This window comes from Azospirillum griseum (assembly GCF_003966125.1).
Lineage (GTDB): Bacteria > Pseudomonadota > Alphaproteobacteria > Azospirillales > Azospirillaceae > Azospirillum > Azospirillum griseum.
This window is the reverse complement of sequence record NZ_RXMA01000013.1, coordinates 48073-67161: the sequence shown is the minus strand read 5'-3', so window position 1 is coordinate 67161 and position 19089 is coordinate 48073. Positions and strand designations below refer to the sequence as shown.

16 protein-coding genes and 1 CRISPR repeat array are annotated in these 19089 nt (G+C 67.6%); of the genes, 8 read left to right on the top strand and 8 right to left on the bottom strand.

Going from position 1 to position 19089, the window contains the following annotated elements:
- The first annotated feature begins 65 nt into the window (after nt 1–65).
- From EJ903_RS14750 to EJ903_RS14720, 7 genes are all read left to right on the top strand, one after another.
- Nucleotides 66–290, top strand: a complete 225-nt coding sequence (locus tag EJ903_RS14750; RefSeq protein WP_126616743.1) for a hypothetical protein — start codon at nt 66–68, stop codon at nt 288–290.
- Between the two features lie 153 nt (nt 291–443).
- A CRISPR array of direct repeats spans nt 444–837; the repeat unit is 28 nt; unit sequence GTTTCCCCCACATGCGTGGGGATAGACC.
- A gap of 350 nt (nt 838–1187) precedes the next feature.
- Nucleotides 1188–1277 (top strand): K(+)-transporting ATPase subunit F, encoded by a 90-nt coding sequence (locus EJ903_RS14745; protein WP_126616741.1) that lies wholly within the window; start codon nt 1188–1190, stop codon nt 1275–1277.
- A gap of 12 nt (nt 1278–1289) precedes the next feature.
- Nucleotides 1290–2999 (top strand): potassium-transporting ATPase subunit KdpA, encoded by a 1710-nt coding sequence (gene kdpA, locus EJ903_RS14740; RefSeq protein WP_126616739.1) that lies wholly within the window; start codon nt 1290–1292, stop codon nt 2997–2999.
- 14 nt (nt 3000–3013) lie between these two features.
- Nucleotides 3014–5125 carry a potassium-transporting ATPase subunit KdpB gene (gene kdpB, locus EJ903_RS14735; protein ID WP_126616737.1) on the top strand — a complete coding sequence of 704 codons (2112 nt, stop codon included), beginning with the start codon at nt 3014–3016 and terminating at the stop codon, nt 5123–5125.
- Between the two features lie 14 nt (nt 5126–5139).
- Nucleotides 5140–5763: a K(+)-transporting ATPase subunit C gene (locus EJ903_RS14730; RefSeq protein ID WP_126616735.1), complete on the top strand. Its 624-nt coding sequence runs from the start codon at nt 5140–5142 to the stop codon at nt 5761–5763.
- Between the two features lie 33 nt (nt 5764–5796).
- Nucleotides 5797–8517, top strand: coding sequence for a sensor histidine kinase (locus EJ903_RS14725; protein WP_126616732.1), 2721 nt, complete (start codon nt 5797–5799; stop codon nt 8515–8517).
- Nucleotides 8514–9212, top strand: a complete 699-nt coding sequence (locus EJ903_RS14720) for a response regulator (protein WP_126616730.1) — start codon at nt 8514–8516, stop codon at nt 9210–9212. The genes EJ903_RS14725 and EJ903_RS14720 overlap by 4 nt, the downstream gene beginning before the upstream one ends.
- A 3-nt stretch (nt 9213–9215) precedes the next feature.
- Here the strand turns inward: EJ903_RS14720 and lhpI are convergent, their stop codons facing one another.
- From lhpI to EJ903_RS14705, 3 genes are all read right to left on the bottom strand, one after another.
- Nucleotides 9216–10130, bottom strand: a complete 915-nt coding sequence (gene lhpI, locus EJ903_RS14715) for a bifunctional Delta(1)-pyrroline-2-carboxylate/Delta(1)-piperideine-2-carboxylate reductase (RefSeq protein ID WP_126616729.1) — start codon at nt 10128–10130, stop codon at nt 9216–9218.
- A 42-nt stretch (nt 10131–10172) separates the two neighbouring features.
- A complete protein-coding gene (locus EJ903_RS14710; protein WP_126616728.1) occupies nt 10173–10808 on the bottom strand; it encodes an RraA family protein in 636 nt (211 codons plus the stop codon).
- A gap of 104 nt (nt 10809–10912) precedes the next feature.
- Nucleotides 10913–12238, bottom strand: a complete 1326-nt coding sequence (locus EJ903_RS14705) for an NAD(P)/FAD-dependent oxidoreductase (RefSeq protein ID WP_126616727.1) — start codon at nt 12236–12238, stop codon at nt 10913–10915.
- 240 nt (nt 12239–12478) lie between these two features.
- Here EJ903_RS14705 and EJ903_RS14700 point away from each other — a divergent pair, with 240 nt between their 5' ends.
- Complete coding sequence (locus tag EJ903_RS14700) at nt 12479–12955, top strand: Lrp/AsnC family transcriptional regulator (RefSeq protein WP_126616726.1); 477 nt, start codon at nt 12479–12481, stop codon at nt 12953–12955.
- Nucleotides 12956–13044: 89 nt separating this feature from the next.
- On the opposite strand, the gene EJ903_RS14695 is transcribed toward EJ903_RS14700, so the two are convergent.
- The 5 genes from EJ903_RS14695 to EJ903_RS14675 form a co-directional block, all read right to left on the bottom strand.
- Nucleotides 13045–14694 carry an ABC transporter ATP-binding protein gene (locus EJ903_RS14695; protein WP_126616725.1) on the bottom strand — a complete coding sequence of 550 codons (1650 nt, stop codon included), beginning with the start codon at nt 14692–14694 and terminating at the stop codon, nt 13045–13047.
- The gene (locus EJ903_RS14690; protein WP_126616723.1) at nt 14694–15548 is read right to left on the bottom strand and encodes an ABC transporter permease; all 855 of its coding nucleotides are present in this window, start codon (nt 15546–15548) and stop codon (nt 14694–14696) included. Before EJ903_RS14690 ends, EJ903_RS14695 begins: the two co-directional genes overlap by 1 nt.
- On the bottom strand, nt 15545–16495 hold the full coding sequence (locus EJ903_RS14685; protein ID WP_126616721.1) for an ABC transporter permease: 951 nt from the start codon (nt 16493–16495) through the stop codon (nt 15545–15547). Before EJ903_RS14685 ends, EJ903_RS14690 begins: the two co-directional genes overlap by 4 nt.
- A 109-nt stretch (nt 16496–16604) precedes the next feature.
- Nucleotides 16605–18212 (bottom strand): ABC transporter substrate-binding protein, encoded by a 1608-nt coding sequence (locus EJ903_RS14680; RefSeq protein ID WP_126616719.1) that lies wholly within the window; start codon nt 18210–18212, stop codon nt 16605–16607.
- 75 nt (nt 18213–18287) lie between these two features.
- On the bottom strand, nt 18288–19001 hold the full coding sequence (locus EJ903_RS14675; protein WP_126616717.1) for an HAD-IA family hydrolase: 714 nt from the start codon (nt 18999–19001) through the stop codon (nt 18288–18290).
- Nucleotides 19002–19089: the final 88 nt, after the last annotated feature.

The window sequence follows — 19089 nt, the reverse complement described above, 5'->3', positions numbered from 1 at the left end:
CGGGGATCGGGGCTTCACTGGTGGACACGCGGCGCGGGCCGCGCTGTCACGCCGGGGAGGTTGCCATGCTGTCGAACATCCAACGCGCGCCGCTTGGTCGCCGGTTGTTGGGGGGCCGGTTGTTGGATCGGGGCGCGCCGGACGGGCGCTTGCCCGGTCAGGGCGAACCCGACCAGGAGACCGTCCCGCCCACGCCGGGCGCGGTTGTGGTTGAGATGGCGCTGACCCTGGCGGTCTTCTTGCTGATCGCGTTGGTGCTCCATCAACTGGCCGACCGGCTGATCGGGTGACGGCCCCGGCGGGTTCACCGGATGCCCCGCACCGTTGCCCGTCCGCACCGACCATGCGTCTGGAAATTCCTCTCGCAAAAAGGGAAAGCATGGCGTATTGTTCCCCTTGTGGATCTTGGACAAGTGAATGCTTTCAACAGGATACAGCACAGAGTTTCCCCCACATGCGTGGGGATAGACCCCCGACGCATACGACAGCGTGATGGCGGAGATTGTTTCCCCCACATGCGTGGGGATAGACCTCAGTTGTACGCCGACTTTGAGGAATACAACAAGTTTCCCCCACATGCGTGGGGATAGACCCGTCCAGGGCCATCGACTTGCCCGAAATCGCGCGTTTCCCCCACATGCGTGGGGATAGACCTCTGCCGGTTCGGCGGGCACGTCCGGCAATTCTGTTTCCCCCACATGCGTGGGGATAGACCCGTGCCGATGTCGCTCTTCCTGGGCTTGGCGTCGTTTCCCCCACAGGCGTGGGGATAGACCTGGAAAAGCCGCCACCTGTAGAACAGGTGACGGGTTTCCCCCACATGCGTGGGGATAGACCTTAGGCAAGACAGACACAACCGACGCGCGTCATGCTTCTCCACATGCGTGGGGATGCAGCGTCGTGTGTGTTCAGGTTGGCCGCCCTTTGCGGAGCGTTCGCGGTCGCTCGCCTGACCATTGGGTATATACGCCGCCTATACGCCGGGCGGCGCTCTCCCCCTCTCGAATCTATACGCGCGGGCGGCGCATCGTCGGTGGATCGGACGACCGGCATCCCAGCGGGTGCGCGGGCGTTCCCATCGGGAGACGATTCATGCTCGACCTGCTCGTTGTTGCGATCACCCTCGGCTTTTTCGCCGGGGCCATCGCCTATGTTCACGCCTGCGACCGGCTGTGAGGGGGGCAGCCATGACCTTCGATTGCGCGCTGGCCGGTCTCGTGACCGCCGGTTTGCTGGCGTATCTCGTCTACGCCCTGATCCGCCCCGAACGGTTTTGAGGAGTTGATCCGATGACCGTCAATGGCTGGATTCAAATTCTGCTGTTCATCGCCCTGGTGGTCGCGGTCGCGCGGCCGCTGGGCGGATTCATGACCCGGGTCTTCACCGGCGGGCGCACCCCGCTGTCGCCGCTGCTGGACCCGGTGGAACGCGCGCTGTACCGGCTGGCCGGGGTGGAGGCCGACCGCGAACAGCATTGGGTGTCCTACGCGGTGTCCGCAATGCTGTTCAGCGCGGTCAGCCTGCTGCTGCTCTACGCCATGCAACGCCTGCAAGCGGTGCTGCCGCTGAACCCGCAGGGCATGGCCAATGTGCCCGCCGACCTTGCCTTCAACACGGCGGTCAGCTTCACCACCAACACCAACTGGCAGAATTACGGCGGCGAAAGCACCATGGGCCATCTGGTGCAGATGACCGGGCTGGCGGTGCAGAATTTCCTGTCGGCGGCGGTCGGCATCGCGCTGGCCGTGGCGCTGGTGCGCGGCTTTGCCCGCAGCTCCGCCCGCAGCATCGGCAATTTCTGGGTTGATCTGACCCGCTGCACGCTGCACGTCCTCGTGCCGCTGTGCCTGGTCTACGCCCTGTTCCTGGTGTGGCAGGGGGTGCCGCAGACCTTGGTCGGGGCGGTGGACGCCACCACGCTGGAGGGGGCCAGGCAGACGATTGCCCTGGGACCGGTCGCCTCGCAGGAGGCGATCAAGATGCTGGGGACCAACGGCGGCGGCTTCTTCAACGCCAACTCCGCCCACCCGTTCGAAAACCCCAACGCGCTGACCAATCTGGTGCAGATGCTGTCCATCTTCGCGCTGGGGGCCGGGTTGACCAACCTGTTCGGCCGCATGGTCGGGGACGAGCGCCAGGGCTGGGCCATCCTGGCCGCGATGGGCGTGCTGTTTGTCGCCGGTGTGTCCGTCGCCTATTGGGCGGAGGCGCAGGCCAACCCGGCCTTTGCCGCCCTGGGTATGGATGGGTTGGCGGGCAACATGGAGGGCAAGGAAACCCGGTTCGGCATCGCCGCGACCGCCCTGTTCGCCACCGTCACCACGGCGGCGTCCTGCGGGGCGGTGAACGCCATGCACGACAGCTTCATGCCGCTGGGCGGGATGATCCCGATGGTGAACATGATGCTGGGCGAAATCATCATCGGCGGCGTCGGTGCCGGTCTCTACGGCATGCTGCTGTTCGCCATCATCGCGCTGTTCATCGCCGGTCTGATGGTGGGGCGCACGCCCGAATATCTGGGCAAGAAGCTGGAGGGCAAGGAGGTCAAGATGACCATGCTCGCCGTGCTGTGCCTGCCGGTGATGATGCTGGGCTGGACCGCCGTGGCGGTGGTGCTGGACACCGGGACCGCGTCCATGGCCAACGCCGGGCCGCACGGCTTTTCCGAGGCGCTCTACGCCAATGTCTCGGCGGCGGCCAACAACGGCAGCGCCTTTGCCGGGCTGAGCGGCAACACGCTCTGGTACAACCTGACGCTTGGGATCGGGATGCTGGTCGGGCGCTTCTTCGTGATCGTGCCGATGCTGGCCATCGCCGGATCGCTGGCGGCCAAGACCCGCGCGCCCGCGTCGGCGGGCAGCTTTCCCACCCATGACGGGCTGTTCGTCGGCCTGCTGGTCGGCGTCATCCTGATCGTTGGCGGCCTGACCTTCTTCCCGGCGCTGGCCCTTGGCCCCATCGTCGAGCATCTCGCGATGACCGCCGGAACCCTCTTCTGATCGGAACGCCGTCCATGGACGCTCACACGAAAAAGACCGGCCGGTCGCAGGCGAGCACGCTGCTGGATCCGGCCATCCTCGGCCCGGCGCTGGTGGGATCGGTGCGCAAGCTCGACCCCCGCGTCATGGTCCGCAACCCGGTGATGTTCTGCGTCGAGGTTGTCGCCGCCCTCAGCACCGTCCTGTGGCTGCGCGACGCCGCCACCGGCGCGCCGGGAACCGGCTTTGGCGCGCAGATCGTCGTCTGGCTGTGGTTCACCCTGCTGTTCGCCAATTTCGCCGAGGCGGTGGCCGAAGGGCGGGGCAAGGCCCAGGCCGCCAGCCTGCGCAAGACCAAGACCGAAACCACCGCCCGCCTGCTGGGACCGGACGGGACCGTCGTCCAGATCCTTCCCGCCACCCGCCTGAAGCCGGGCGACCGGGTGCTGGTGGAGGCGGGCGACCTCATCCCGTCGGACGGCGAGGTGGTGGAGGGCGTCGCCTCCGTCAACGAGGCGGCGATCACCGGTGAATCCGCCCCGGTCATCCGCGAAAGCGGCGGCGACCGTTCGGCGGTGACGGGCGGCACGCAGGTGATTTCCGACCGGATCGTCGTGCGGATCACGGCGGCCCCCGGCTCCACCTTCATCGACCGCATGATCGCGCTGGTCGAAGGGGCGCAGCGCCAGAAGACGCCCAACGAAATCGCCCTGAACATCCTGCTGGCCGGGATGACCATCATCTTCGTCATCGCGGTGGCGACCATCCCCAGCTTTGCCGCCTACGCCGGCGGGTCGGTCAGCGTGCTGGTGCTGGTGGCGCTGTTCGTCACGCTGATCCCCACCACCATCGGCGCGCTGCTGTCGGCCATCGGCATCGCCGGGATGGACCGTCTGGTTCGCTTCAACGTGCTGGCCATGTCGGGCCGCGCGGTGGAGGCGGCGGGCGACGTGGACACGCTGCTGCTCGACAAGACCGGGACCATCACGCTGGGCAACCGGCAGGCGGCGGAGTTTCTGCCGGTGTCCGGCGTGTCGGAACAGGCGCTGGCGAGCGCCGCGCAACTGGCCTCGCTGGCCGATGAGACGCCGGAAGGCCGCTCCATCGTTGTGCTGGCCAAGGAAAGCTACGGCATCCGGGGCCGGGACATGGCGGAGATGCGGGCGCGCTTCGTCCCCTTCACCGCGCAAACCCGGTTGAGCGGCATCGACGCCGACGGGACCAGCGTGCGCAAGGGGGCCGTCGATGCGGTGCTGGCCTTTGTGCATGGTGGCGCGATGGTGGGTGCTCTGGCCGGTGTGAAGGGCGGGCGGACGCTGACCGCCGACCCGGTGGAGCGCGAGCTGCTCGCCATCGCCGAACGCGTCGCCAAGGCGGGCGGCACGCCGCTGGCCGTGGCGCAGGACGGGCGGTTGCTGGGGATCATCCATTTGAAGGACATCGTCAAGGGCGGCATCCGCGAACGCTTTGCCGAATTGCGGCGGATGGGGATCAAGACGGTGATGATCACCGGCGACAACCCGATGACCGCCGCCGCCATCGCCGCCGAAGCCGGGGTGGATGATTTCCTGGCCCAGGCGACGCCGGAAGCCAAGCTGCGCCTGATCCGCGACGAACAGGCCAAGGGCAAGCTGGTCGCCATGTGCGGCGACGGCACCAACGACGCCCCGGCTCTGGCCCAGGCCGATGTCGGCGTGGCGATGAACACCGGGACCGTGGCGGCGCGCGAGGCGGGCAATATGGTCGATCTGGACAGCGATCCCACTAAGCTGATCGAGATCGTGGAGATCGGCAAGCAGCTGCTGATGACGCGCGGGGCGTTGACCACCTTTTCCATCGCCAACGACGTCGCCAAATATTTCGCCATCATCCCGGCGATGTTCCTGGCCTTCTACCCGCAATTGGGGGCGTTGAACGTGATGGGGCTGGCCAGCCCGCAAAGCGCCATCCTGTCGGCGATCATTTTCAACGCGCTCATCATCATCGCGCTGATTCCGCTGGCGCTGCGCGGCGTGCGGTACCGCGCCGTCGGGGCGGCCGCGCTGCTGCGGCGCAATCTGTTGATCTATGGTCTGGGCGGTCTGGTCGTGCCCTTCGTTGGCATCAAGGCGATCGATCTGCTCGTCACCGCCATCGGGCTTGTCTGAGGGGATTGGGCATCATGTTGAACGAACTGCGTCCGGCGCTGGTGCTGACCGCCGCGCTGACCATCATCACCGGGCTGGCCTATCCGCTGGCCGTCACCGGGGTGGCGCAAGCGGTGTTTCTCCAGCAGGCCAACGGCAGCCTGATCGAACGGAACGGCGTGGTCGTCGGGTCCGCCCTGATCGGCCAAGCCTTCACCGGGCCGGGCTATTTCCAGCCGCGCCCGTCGGCCACCACCGCCGCCGATCCGGCGGACGCGACGAAGACCGTGGCCGCCCCCTACAACGCCAGCAACTCGATGGGATCCAACCTCGGCCCGACGTCCAAGGCGCTGGTTGAGCGGGTGCGGGCCGACGTCGAACGGCTGAAGGCGGAGAATCCCGGCGTTCCGGTGCCGGTGGAACTGGTCACGACCTCGGCCAGCGGCCTCGATCCCGATCTGTCGCCCGCCGCCGCCGATTTCCAGGTGCCGCGCGTCGCCAAGGCGCGCGGGCTGAGCGAGGAGGCGGTGCGCCGTCTCGTCGCCACCACCACCGCCCCGCGCGCGCTGGGCGTTTTGGGGGAACCGACGGTCAACGTCCTGGCGCTCAATCTGGCCTTGGACCAGCTTGCCTTGGACAAGGCGGCGGCGGGCCGCTAGGGATAACGGGACCATGGTTCGAAAGGCACCGGGATGATCGAGGACCGCAACAACCGCCCCTCGCCCGACGCGTTGCTGCGTCAGGCCGCAAGGGAGGCGCGCGGGCGGCTCAAGATCTTCCTGGGGGCGGCACCCGGTGTCGGCAAGACCTATGAGATGCTGCAAACCGCCCAGGCCAAGCGCCGGGACGGGGAGGACATCGTCGTCGGTGTGGTCGAAACCCACGGGCGCAAGGAGACGGAGGCGCTGGTCGCCGGGCTGGAGATCGTCCCGCGCCGCCGGGTGGAGCACAAGGGCCACGGGCTGGACGAGATGGATCTGGACGCCATCCTGGCCCGGCGGCCCGGCATCGTCCTGGTGGACGAGCTGGCCCACACCAACGCCCCCGGCTGCCGCCACGCCAAGCGCTATCAGGATGTGGAAGAGCTGCTGGCGGCGGGGATCGATGTTTACAGCACCCTGAACATCCAGCATGTCGAAAGCCTGAACGACGTCGTCGCCAAGATCACCCGCGTGCGGGTGCGGGAAACCGTGCCCGACTCCATCGTGGACCGCGCCGACGACATCGAGGTGATCGACATCACCCCGGACGATCTGATCCAGCGTCTGCAACAGGGGAAAATCTATCTGCCGCGCACGGCGGAACGGGCGATCCGGCATTACTTCTCCCCCGGCAACCTGACAGCGCTGCGTGAACTGGCGTTGCGCCGCACGGCCGAACGGGTGGACGACCAGCTGCTCACCCACATGCAGGCCCACGCCATTTCCGGGCCGTGGGCGGCGGGGGAACGGCTGCTGGTCTGCGTGAACGAGGACGCGACCGGGGCCGCGCTGGTCCGTTACGCCCGCCGTCAGGCCGAACGGCTGCGCGCCCGTTGGGGGGCGATCCATGTCGAAACCAGCCGCGCCCTGCGCCTGAGCGAGGCCGACCGCGACCGCATCGCCGACACGCTGCGTCTGGTCGAACGGCTGGGCGGCGAAGCGGTGACGGTTCCGGGCCGCGACGTCGCCGAAACGGTGGTGGAGCACGCCCGCGCCACCAACGTCACGCACATCGTCATCGCCAAATCCCGCCGCTCGCGCTGGGCGGAGCTGCTGCGCGGGTCGGTGGCGCACAGCCTGATCCGGCGGGCGGGCGACATCAGCGTGCACGTCATCGCCGCCACCACCGCCGATCCGATTCCGGCCAAGACGGTGAAGACCGCGCCGTCGGCGCGCGGCGGGCTGCGCTGGGGGCCGTTCCTGGCGGCGGCCGGTTACGTGGCCGCCGCCTTGGGGGTGGGGGTGGCGCTGCACCGGGTGATGGCGCTCAACAACATGGCGTTGGTCTTCCTCACCGCCGTGCTGGCCAGCGCCGTCACCGGCGGGCTGGGGCCGTCGCTGTTCGCCTGCGTGGCCAGTGTATTGGCCTTCAATTATTTTTTCCTGCCGCCGCTCTACACCTTCACCATCGCCGACCCTGAAAACATCGTCGCGCTGCTCGTCTTCGCCGTGGTGGCGGTGATCGCCAGCAACCTGACGGCGCGGGTGCGGGCGCAGGCGGTGACGGCGCGGGCGCGGGTGAAAACCACCGAGGATCTCTATCTCTTCAGCCGCAAGCTGGCCGGGGTCGTCACCATGGACGATCTGCTGTGGGCCACCGCCTATCAGATCGCGGCGATGCTGAAGGTCCATGTCGTGCTGCTGCTGCCCGATGGCGACAGCGTGGCCGTGCGCGCCGGGTACCCGCCCGAAGACGTGATCGACGATTCCGATCTGGCCGCCGCCGTCTGGGCGTGGGAGAACAACCGGGCGACCGGGCGCGGGGCCGACACGCTGCCGGGGGCGAAATGGCTGTTCCTGCCGATGCGCACCGGGCGCGGGCTGGTCGGCGTGGTCGGCATCGACACCAGCGGCGGCCGTTCGGGCGCGGGCAGCCTGCTGACGCCGGACCAGCGCCGTTTGCTCGACGCGTTGATCGACCAGGCCGCCCTGGCGATCGAACGGGTGACGCTGGCCGAGGATGTGGACCGCGCCCGGCTGGCGGCGGAAACCGAACGGCTGCGGTCGGCGCTGCTGACCTCGATCTCCCACGATCTGCGCACGCCGTTGGCCTCCATCCTGGGGTCGGCGACCAGCCTCAAAAGCTACGGCCCGATGCTGGACGAGGAGTCGCGGCTGGAGTTGGCCGCGACCATCCAGGAGGAGGCGGAGCGGCTCAACCGCTTCATCGCCAATCTGCTCGACATGACCCGCCTGGAATCCGGGGCGATCCGCCCGCGCGCCGACGCCGTCGATCTGGCCGACGTGGTCGGCAGCGCGCTGGAGCGGGTGGGCCGCATCCTGGCCGGGCACCGGGTGGCGATGGAGCTGGCCCCCGGCCTGCCGATGGTCGCCATCGACGCCGTGCTGGTCGAACAGGCGCTGTTCAACCTGCTGGACAACGCCGGGAAATACGCCCCCGCCGGGTCGCGCATCACTGTGCGGGCCAAGGCGGAGGCGGACGGCCAGCGGGTGCGGGTGGAGGTGCTGGACGAAGGCGACGGCGTGCCGCCGGAAGACCTGGAACGCATCTTCGACCCGTTCTATCGTGTCCAGGCCCAGGACCGCCAGCGCGCGGGGACCGGGCTGGGGCTGGCGATCTGCCGGGGCTTTGTCGAGGCGATGGGCGGGACCATCACCGCCGCCAACCGCACCGACCGCAAGGGGGCTGTCTTCACCCTCAGCCTGCCCGCCGCGCCCGCGATGCCGGGGTTGGAGGAGCCAGAGTCATGAAATCCGAAGCGATCCCCCGCCGCGTCCTGGTGGTGGACGACGAACCGCCGATCCGCCGCTTTCTGCGCACCAGCCTGTCGGCCCAGGGCTATGAGGTGGTGGAGGCCGAGGACGGCGCGGGTGCCCTGGCGGAGGTGCGGCGGCGCGCGCCCGACCTGCTGGTGCTCGACCTTGGCCTGCCGGGGGTCGATGGGTTGGAGGTGATCCGCCGTCTGCGCGGCGACGGGGCCACCCTGCCGATCATCGTGCTGTCGAGCCGCGCCGACGAGGCCGGAAAGGTCGAGGCGCTCGATCTCGGGGCCGATGATTACGTGACCAAGCCCTTTGGCATGGATGAGTTGTTGGCCCGCATCCGCACCGCCCTGCGCCACCGCCTGCAGCAGCAGGGCGAACGCCCGCTGTTCCGCAGCGGGGCGCTGTCGGTCGATCTGGTCCGCCGGATCGTGACCGCCCAAGGGGCAGACGTGAAGCTGTCGCCGCGCGAATACGACCTGTTGCGGCTGCTGGTGGCCCACGCGGGCAAGGTGCTGACCCACCGCTTTATTTTGAAGGAGGTGTGGGGCGGCGACACCGACGTGCAGTATCTGCGCATCTACATCCGCCAACTGCGCCAGAAGATCGAACCGGATCCCGAACGCCCCCACCACATCCTGACCGAAACCGGCGTCGGCTATCGCCTGCGCGCGCCGGAGTAGGCGTTACCCCCGCACGGACAGCGCGCAGCGGGCGGCGGCCAGATCCCAGGCGGCGCAGCCCACGCTTTTGAACAGGCGGGCGCGGCCGGGCGTCAGCGGGCCATCCAGCGCGTCGGCCAGCGAGCGGACCGTGGCCCAATCGGCCCCGGCCTGGATCAGATCCCCGGCCTCGTGCCGCCCGCCCGCCGGATCATCAACGAACAGGTCGCTGCCCAGCACCGGAACCGGGCCGAACTCCGCCATCTCCGCCTTGAAGGCACCGACGCCGATCAACAGGCGGTCGGGGCGCGGGGCCTCGTCATAGACCGGGCTGCGGCTGGTGGTCAGCGCGACGACGACCTGGGCCGCCGGATCGATGGGACCGCTGGCCGGGCGCAGATCCAGCCCGCTGTCGGCGTGGGCGCGGACAAAGGCGGTGGCGGTGTCCAGGCTGCGGGTGTGCACGTCCACCCGGATGCCGGGATGCAGGGCGGCCAGCGCCTCCACATGGCTGGAGGATTGCTTGCCCGCCCCGATCAGGGCGACGTGGGTCAGCGGGGCCGGGGCCAGCTTGCCGATCGCCAGCAGGGTGACGGCGGCGGTGCGCCGCCCGGTCACGGTCGGGCCGTCCAGCACCATCAGCGGCGCGCCGGTGACGGCGTCGAACAGGCTGACCACGCCGTGGATGGTCGGCAAACCGCGCCCGCCGTTGGTCGGGCAGACGTTCACCAGCTTGTGGATGGCGATGTCGGACGCGGTGGCGGGCATCGACAGCAAGACGCCGTCCTGCGGCAGCGGCAGCACCTGCCGTTCCGGGGCGGTGATGCGTCCGGCGGCGTAATCGCGCGCCGTGTCGGCCAGCGTCGCGCACAGCGGCCCGAAGGGCAGAAGGGCGACGGTCTGCGCGGCGGTCAGCACCGGCATGGTGGCTTCCGGCATGGTGAGGGCGTCCTGTTTGCGGTGGGGGTGCGTTGTGGGGGCTTACTTGGCGTAGGCCCCGACGTAGCGGCCTTCGCGGATGCTGGCAAGGATCTCCGCCTCGCGCTGCTCCTGCTGGCGGACCGCCTGCAACAGTTCGGCGGCCCCGGCCTGCGGGAAGGCGGTGACGCCGTCGTCGTCGCCGACCACGATGTCGCCCGGTTGCACCACCAGCCCGCCGACCGTCACCGGCACGTTGATGTGACCGGGACCGTCCTTGTAGGGGCCGAGATGGTTGATGCCCCGGGCGAAGCAGGGGAAATCCCCGGCGCGGATGGTCGCCACGTCGCGGATCGCCCCGTCGATGACGATGCCCGCCGCCCCGCGCGATTGGGCGATGGCGCAAATGATCTCACCGATCAGGGCGCGGCTGAGATCGCCGCCGCCGTCCACCACCAGCACATGGCCGGGCTGCACCAGATCGAGCGCCTTGTGGATCGCCAGATTGTCGCCCGGACGGGTTTTGACCGTCAGGGCGGTGCCGACCATCACCCCACCCTTGTGCTGGGGCAGCAGCCCGGACGCGCCGGGCAGCCGGTGCAGATTGTCGCTGATGACCGCCACCGGGGCGATGCGGAATTCGGCGATCAGGGCGGGGTCCGCCAACGGCGGGCACGGATGGGCGGTGGTGGTCGGCATGCCTGATGTCCTTGCAACGCGCTGGGGAACCGAACAGCAAGCCTAGCGCGGCGGATGCAGGACCGGAAACAGTTATTTCGCCGCGCTTGCGACCGACCGCCCCGTCAGAAATCCGCGACCTGACCGGCGGCGAACCCGGCGAAGCGGCGGGGGTGGTAGGGGCGGGGATCGACGATGGGCGTCTGGTCGGTGATGAGGTCGGCGATCAGGTGCCCGGCCCCGGGGCCGATGCCAAAGCCGTGGCCGCTGAAGCCCGCCGCCAGGATCAGGCCGGGCATCGTGTCGATTTCGCCAATGGCGGGAACGCCGTCGGGCGTGCTGTCGATGTAACCGCCCCAAGCGGCGGTGATCGGCGCGTCCTTCAGCCCCGGCAGCAGCGTCACCGCGCGTTCGTGGGTCAGGCGGATGGTGTTGCGGTCCGGGGCGGGGTCGAGCACGCGCACCCGCTCCATCGGGGTTGGGCGGTCGAGCCGCCAGCGCCGCAGCGTTTCGTGGCCGGAGCGCAGCCCCTCCAACCCGCCGGGCATCAGGCTGCGCCAACGCCGGGTGAACATCGGCAGGAATTGCGGGGCGAAGCGAAGCTGCTGAAAGGTCGGATCGACCCGCCCGCGCCCGCTGATCGCCAGCGTGTGGCCGCCATCGCCGCGCCGGGTGATCGACACGGCGGCGGTGTGCAGGGCGTCGGGCAGGCCCGACGGGCTGGGGCCGACCGACAGTATCGACGAGCGGATCGAGGCCAGCGGCAGGCGCACGCCGATCTGATGGCAGAAGGACGACGCCCAGGCCCCGCCCGCCATCACCACCACCTTGGTGCGGATGGTTCCCTGTTCGGTGACAACGGCGCTGACCCGCCCGCCGGTGGTTTCCAGCCCGCGCGCCGCGCAGCCCTGATGCACCGTGCCGCCCAGCGCCATCACGGCGCGGGCCACGGCGGGGGCGGCGCGGGCGGGGTCGGCGATGCCGTCGGACGGGGAGAAGACGCCGCCCTTCCAGGACTGGCCGGTCGCCTTGCCGCGTTCGGCGGCTTCGGCGCTGGTCAGCATGTGGGTGGTGACGCCGACCGTCCGGGCGAAATCGCGCCAGCGCGCCCAGCCCGCCAATTCCTCGTCGTTGTTGCTGAGATAGAGCAGGCCGCAGCGGCGGAATCCGGTGTCCTCCCCGCTGTCGGCGGCGAAGCGCTCCCACAGATCCAGGCTTTTGGTGGCCATCGGCAATTCGCGCGCGTCGCGGTTTTGCTGGCGGCACCAGCCCCAATTGCGGCTGGATTGTTCGGCCCCGACCCGGCCCTTTTCCAGCAGGGCCACCGACAGCCCGCGTCGGGCCAGGCTGTAGGCCGCCCAGACGCCCACGATGCCGGCGCCGATCACGACGGCGTCCGCGCGTTCGGGAAGGCGCGGGGAGGATTCAATGGTCAGCAAGGGCGCGGGCATGGGACGAATCTCCGGTTTCGGCGTTGCCCCCATCTAGCCACGGCGTGCGGGGTGGCGGGCGCTGCTTTGGCCGATCCAACAGCATATTGTTCTGACCTTCCTGGCGGGCATGACGCTTTGTTCTGCCGGGGAAAGGTTTCTCAGCCATCGACAGCGGGCGGGAGCGTGCTAAGCTGCCCCGCGTGAATGGCCGGAATTTTCTGCTGTCCGTCCCGCCCCCTGAACCGGATGGGTTTCCCGATGAAGCTGGACCGCATCGACATCAAAATTCTGCACCAACTCCAGAAAAACGGCCGGATCACCAACGTGGAGTTGGCCGAGCTGGTGAATCTGTCGCCCAGCCCCTGTTTGATGCGGGTGAAGAAACTCCAGGCCGAAGGCTACATCGAGGGCTACACGGCGCAGATCAACGTCAGCAAGCTGGGCCAGACCCTGACCGTGTTCACCGAGGTGACGCTGAAAAATCACCGGCAGATCGATTTCGCCCGCTTCCTGGCCGCCGTCGGCAAGATCGAACAGCTTCTGGAATGCCATCTGGTGTCCGGCGGCTACGACTACATGCTGAAATTCGTCACGTCCGGCATCGGCGAGTATCAGGAGATCATGGAAAAGCTGACCGACATGGACATCGGCATCGACAAGTATTTCAGCTACGTCGTATTGAAATCGCCGATCATCCGCGCCCACATGCCGCTGACCACCTTGTTTCCGATGTGAGCGGCGTCCAACAGAATGATTTGAAAGCGCTGGGCGTGTGACATGAAAAAAGCCCCCGCCCGGTGGCAACACCGGGCGGGGCGGGCGCGTCACGCCAGCCGCATCCGGTCCGCATCCAGATCGAGCGTGTCGAGCCAAGTTGGGTCCAGCTTGGGGACCGAGGAAAAGAGCAGGCGCGAATAGGGGTGCTGCGGCTCCTGCCGTTCGGCGGGGATGATGGTTTCCACCGTCTGGCCCCGGTACATCACGACGATCTCGTCGCAAATCGCCTCGATCACCGACAGATCGTGGCTGATGAAGACATAGGACAGCCCCAACTCGCGTTGCAGCTCCTTCAACAAATCGATGATCGCCGCCGCGACCACGGTGTCGAGGGCGGAGGTGATCTCGTCGCACAGGATCAGCTTGGGTTCGGCGGCGAGCGCGCGGGCGAAATTCACCCGCTGTTTCTGCCCGCCCGACAATTCCGCCGGGCGGCGGTGGCGCAGGGCGCGCGGCAGCCGCACCATGTCCAGCAGCGCGTCGATGCGGGCGTCGCGCGCCTTGCCGCGCAGGCCGTGATAGAAGGTGAGCGGACGGCCCAAAATCTCTTCGATGGATTTGGCCGGATTCAGCGCGGTGTCGGCGTGCTGGAAAACGATTTGCAGGTCACGAAGCTGTTCGCGCGAACGTTGACGCGCGCTCTGCCACAGATCCCGTCCGTTGAATTGGATGGTCCCGTCGCAGGCGGGCAGGATCCCGGCGATGGCGCGGGCCAGCGTTGATTTCCCACAGCCGGATTCGCCGATGATGCCCAGATTGGTCCCCGGCTTCACCTGAAGGCTCACCTCCTTGACCGCCAGCACCAGCGGCTTGCCGTTCGGCTGGGGCGGGCCGTATCCGGCGCTCAGCATGCTGATGTCCAGCAGTGGTTCGGTGTGGGAGGTGGTGGTCGGAACCACCCGCCCGCCGCCGTCCGGGTGGAAGGCGTGCAACAGCTCCTTGGTGTAGGGGTGGGCCGGGCGGTGCAGGATGTCATCGACGCTGCCGATCTCCTGCACCTCGCCATGGCGCAGCACCATGATGCGGTCGGCGATCTGGGCGACCACGGCCAGATCGTGGGAGACGTAGACGCAGGCGATCCGGCGCTTGGCGGTCACGTCCTTGAAGGCGCGCAGAACCTCCACCTGGGTGGTGACGTCGAGCGCGGTGGTCGGCTCGTCGAAGATGACGACCTTCGGGTCGCCGATCAACGCCATCGCCGCCGCCAGCCGCTGAAGCTGCCCGCCGGACACCTGGTGCGGATAGCGGTCGCCGATGCTGTCGGGGTTGGGCAGCGACAGGGCGCGGAACAGCGCCACGGCGCGGTGGCGCGCCTCCTCAACCGGCATCAGCTTGTGGATCTGCGTCACCTCGATGACCTGATCCATGATGGTCGCGGCCGGGTTGAAGGCGGCCGCCGCGCTCTGCGGCACATAGGCCACCGTGGTCCCGCGCAGGGTGGCGCGCTCCTTTTCCGACAGGGCGACCATGTCGCGGCCATCGACGCGCACCGACCCGCCGCAAATCCGGCAGCCGGGACGGGCGTAACCCAGCAGGGTCATGGCGGCGGTGGTCTTGCCCGACCCGCTTTCCCCGATGAAGGCGACGGTTTCGCCCGCCGCGACGTCCAGGGTGATGCCCTTGAGAATTTCGACCCGGCGGCCGGAATCGGTGGTGGCCTCGACCCGCAGATCACGGATTTCGACAAGATTGGTCATCAGGGGGCACTCCGATCCCGGATCTTCTGCGGAAGATTGTCGATCAGCAGGTTGACGCTGATGGTCAGCGAGGCGATGGCCAGCGACGGCACGATCACCGCCGGGGCGGCAAAGGGCAGGCCGCCGATGTTTTCGCGCACCAGCGCGCCCCAATCGGCGTAGGGCGGTTGAACGCCCAACCCCAGGAAGGACAGGCCCGACAGCAGCAGGACGATGAAGACGAAGCGCAACCCCAGATCGGCCAGCACCGGGCCGATGATGTTGGGCAGGATCTCCGACCCGATCAGATAGGGCAGCCGTTCCCCCCGGATGCGGGCGACCATGATGAAATCCATCGTGTCGATGTTGACCGCCAACGCCCGGCTGAAGCGGTAGGATCCGGGGATGTAGATCACCGACATCGTCAGGATCAGCACGGGGATGGAGGACCCCACCGCCGCCACCACCATCAGGCCGAACAGCTTGCTGGGGATGGAGTTCATGGCGTCGAGCAGGCGGCTGACCACCATGTCCACCGTGCCGCCCAAAACCGCCGAGGTCATGCCCAGCACCACGCCGGTGAAACAGGCGATGGACACAGCCGCCAACGAAATGCCCACGGTGTAGCGGGCACCGAAGATGACGCGGGACAGCATGTCCCGGCCCAGATAATCCGACCCCAGCCACAGGCCGGGCCGCATCGGCCCGAAATAATCCATGTCGATCATCGCGCCCACCGAATGGGGCGTGATGTAGGGGGCCAGGAGCGCCATCAGCGCCCAGAACAGAACCACGCAGAAGCTGACCAACCCAACCAGATTGATCCGATAGCCGGACCACGCCGCAAGGGTGCCGGTGGCGGAGGGTGTCTTCATCGGAGCCTCGGGTTCGACAGGATGGCGACGATGTCGGCGGTGGTGATGAGCAACAGATAGCCGACGCAGAAGATCATCGCGCAGGATTGGATCAGCGGCAGGTCACGGGTGGACACCGCGTCGACCATCAGTTTGGCGATGCCCGGATAGTTGAAGATCGTCTCGACGATGATGACCCCGCCGACCAGATAGGACAGCGACAGGGCCACCGCGTTGGCGATCGGGCTGAGCGCGTTGGGCAGCGCGTGGCGCAGCACCAGACGGGGGCGCGACGCCCCTTTCAGCAGGGCCATTTCCACATAGGGCGTGTTCAGCGTCTCGATCACGGCGGCGCGGGTCATGCGGATCATCTGCGCCGACACGCCAAAGGTCAGGGTGATGACCGGCATGGCGTAGGCCCGCAGCAACCCGGAAAAACTGTTCACATCATAGGTGAAGGACAGGGCGGGCAGCCATTTCAGATAGACCGCGAAGACCAGCACGGCCGAGGTCGCGATCACGAATTCGGGAACGGAGATGATGCCGATGGTGGCGATGGTGACGATGCGGTCGTACAGCGTGCGCCGCCACATGGCGGCGGTGATGCCCAACGTCAGCGCCAGCGGCACCGACACCAGGGTCGTCAAACCGGCCAGCTTCAGGGTGTTGAGCAGGCGTCCGCCGATCAGCGTGGCCACCGGCACATGATTGGCGTAGGAGGTGCCGAGATCGCCCTGAAACAGACCGACGATCCAGTAGAGAAAGCGCAGCAGGGCCGGTTCGTCGAGATGCATGGCCGTGCGCAGGCCTGCGATGGCTTCCGGCGTGGCTGATTGGCCCAACAGGATGGTGGCCGTGTCGCCGGGCAGCAGGGTGGTGGCGAAGAACACGGCGAAGGACACGATCGTCAGCGTGATCAACGCGATGAACAACCGGCCGAGGATGAGGGATGGAACGCGTGTTTTCACGCCTGACCTCCGCGTGGTGATGCGCCCCCGCAGGGGTTGCCGGAACGGGCGAGGGGGGACCGGGAGGCGGGTGGGGCAGAGGCCCCGCCGCTCCCGGCCCGCCACGGCGTCAGGCAGCCAGCCAGACATACTCCGCAAAGGCGTAGCCCATCATGCCACCCAGCGGACTCGGGGCAAGCCCCTTCAGCTTGTCGGAAATGGCGTCGGCGTTGGAGATGTAGGCGGGGATGATGGTTCCGGCCTCTTCGGCGATCATCACCTGCATCTCGTTGTACATCGTCTTGCGCTTGGCCAGATCGAGCGTGCCGCGCGCTTCGAGCATCATCTTGTCAAAGCGTTCGGACTTGTACTTGCTCTCGTTCCAAGGCGCTTCGGAGGCGTAGAGCAGCGAGAACAGGATGTCCGGCGTCGGGCGCGGGTTGATGTTGCCGAAATGGATCGGGGCCTTCAGCCAATAGTTGCTCCAATACCCATCCGACGGCACGCGCTGGATGTCGAGCTTCATGCCGATTTCGGCACCGGCGGCCTGGATCACCATCGCCATGTCAACGGACGAGGACGCGGCGTCGGACGCCACCACCGGGATCGACTGGCCCAGGACCCCGGCCTTCTGGAACAGCGACTTGGCCCGTTCGGGGTCGAACGCCTTGGGCTTCAGCGCGGCGTTGTGGAAGGCGTTGGCCGGGGACACCGGCTGATCGTTGCCGACCTCGCCAAAGCCGCGCAGGGCCGATTTCACGATCTGCTCGCGGTTGACGAGGTATTTCATCCCGTCCACGAAGTCCTTGCGGCTGCCCGGCTCCATGTCCATGCGGATGTTGAGGTTGGTGTAGTTGCCGGAGGTCGTTTTGGACAGGGAGAAGCCCTTCTGGCCTTCCACCAACCGCGTGGAGCGCGGGTTGATCGACGCCGCCAGATGGATGTCGCCCGACAGCAGGGCGTTGACGCGGGCGTTGTCGTCGCTGATGGCGAAAAACTCGAAGGAGTCGACGTTCGGCCCGCCCTTCCAATAGCTGCCGTTGCGCACACCGATGGAACGCACACCCGGTTCGAAGGTCTTGCAGGTGAACGCCCCGGTGCCGTTGCCCTTGGAGAAATCGGTGGTTCCGTCGGCCACGATCATGAAGTGATGCATGGCCAGGATGGTGGGCAAATCGGCGTTGGGGCTGGCCAGCGTGATCTGAACGGTGGTCGGGTCCACCGCCTTGATCTCGGCCATCTGCGCGGCGATCTTCGCCACCTTCGACCCGACCGCCGGGTCGAGGTGACGCTTGAGCGAGAAGACCACGTCGTCGGCGGTCAGCGACTTGCCGTTGTGGAAGGTCACGCCCGGACGCAGGCTGACCGTCCAGACCTTGGCGTCGGCCGATTCGATGTTCTCGGCCAACTCCATCTGCGGAATGCCGCTCTGGTCGAGGAAGGTCAGGCGGTTGTAGAAGGCGCAGCAGCGCACATAGTCGGTGGACAGCGACGCCTTGGCCGGGTCCAGCGTGTCGGCGGTGGAGGATGACCAACCGGCGGCGCGCAGCGCCCCGCCCTTGACCGGCGTGGCGGCCAGCGCGCTGGTGGCGCGGCCCAGAACAAGGTCAACGGCGGCGAGGGACACCCCGCCCGCCAACAGCATCTTCATCAGATCGCGGCGGTTGGCTCCGCGCCGGATGGCGTTCTCCACCATCGCGTCGTCGGTCCGGGTCCAGGTCTCAGGCGTCTTCGTCATGTCAGCCTCATTCTGTTCGGGTGTCGTTGTTCGTTGTCAGCGTGGTTGGTTGCGGACCGCGCTGGTGGTGTGGGATCACGCGGTGGCGGCGTCCACCGCGTCGGCCAGCTCCGCCATCGAATGGAAATGGAAATCCGGTTCGGTGAACTGGGCGGGTTCGATGGTCCCGCCATAGCCCTTTTGCGCGTGCCGCCGCTGGATCCAGCAGTTCGTCATCCCAAGCTGCCGGGAAATCCCGATGTCGTGGTATTGGCTTTGCGCCACATGCAGGATGTCGTCCTTGCTGCCGCCCTCGCGCCCGACGAAGTCGAAGACGTGATGGAAGAAGGCCGGATCGGGCTTTTCGGTCTTGGTGTCGTCGGCGGTGAAGCTGGCGTAGAACGGATCGCCCAATTCCGTGGAAAAATGGGTGAAGGCCCAGCGCCGGGCGTTGGTCATCGCGATCAGCTTGTACCGTTTGGCCAGGCGGGCCATCGCGTCCTTGCTGTCGGGGAACCCGGCCCAGCGTGCGGCGGAATCCCGCAGGCGCTCGCCATATTCCACCCCGGTGGGCAGGCCCAGCTTCGGTGCGATGATGGAATAGACGCGCACCAGATCGTCGGGGAACAGATCGGCGTGGTCGGTGTAGCGCGCGGCGCGGTAGAGGGCGAGAGCCTCCTCCCCATCCACCGAGACTCCGGCCTCCGCGCCGATGCCGCCCAGGCAGTTTTTGATCCCGGCCTCGAAATCGATCAGGGTGCCGACGACGTCGAAGGTCAGGTATTTGAAGCCCAGCAGAGACTTGGACAACGCTCCAACTCCTCTCAAATAACCGCGCCGGAAACGCTGTGGTCCGGCGGGTCGTTTCGGGTCTGGCGGGATCACCCGCCGATGCGTC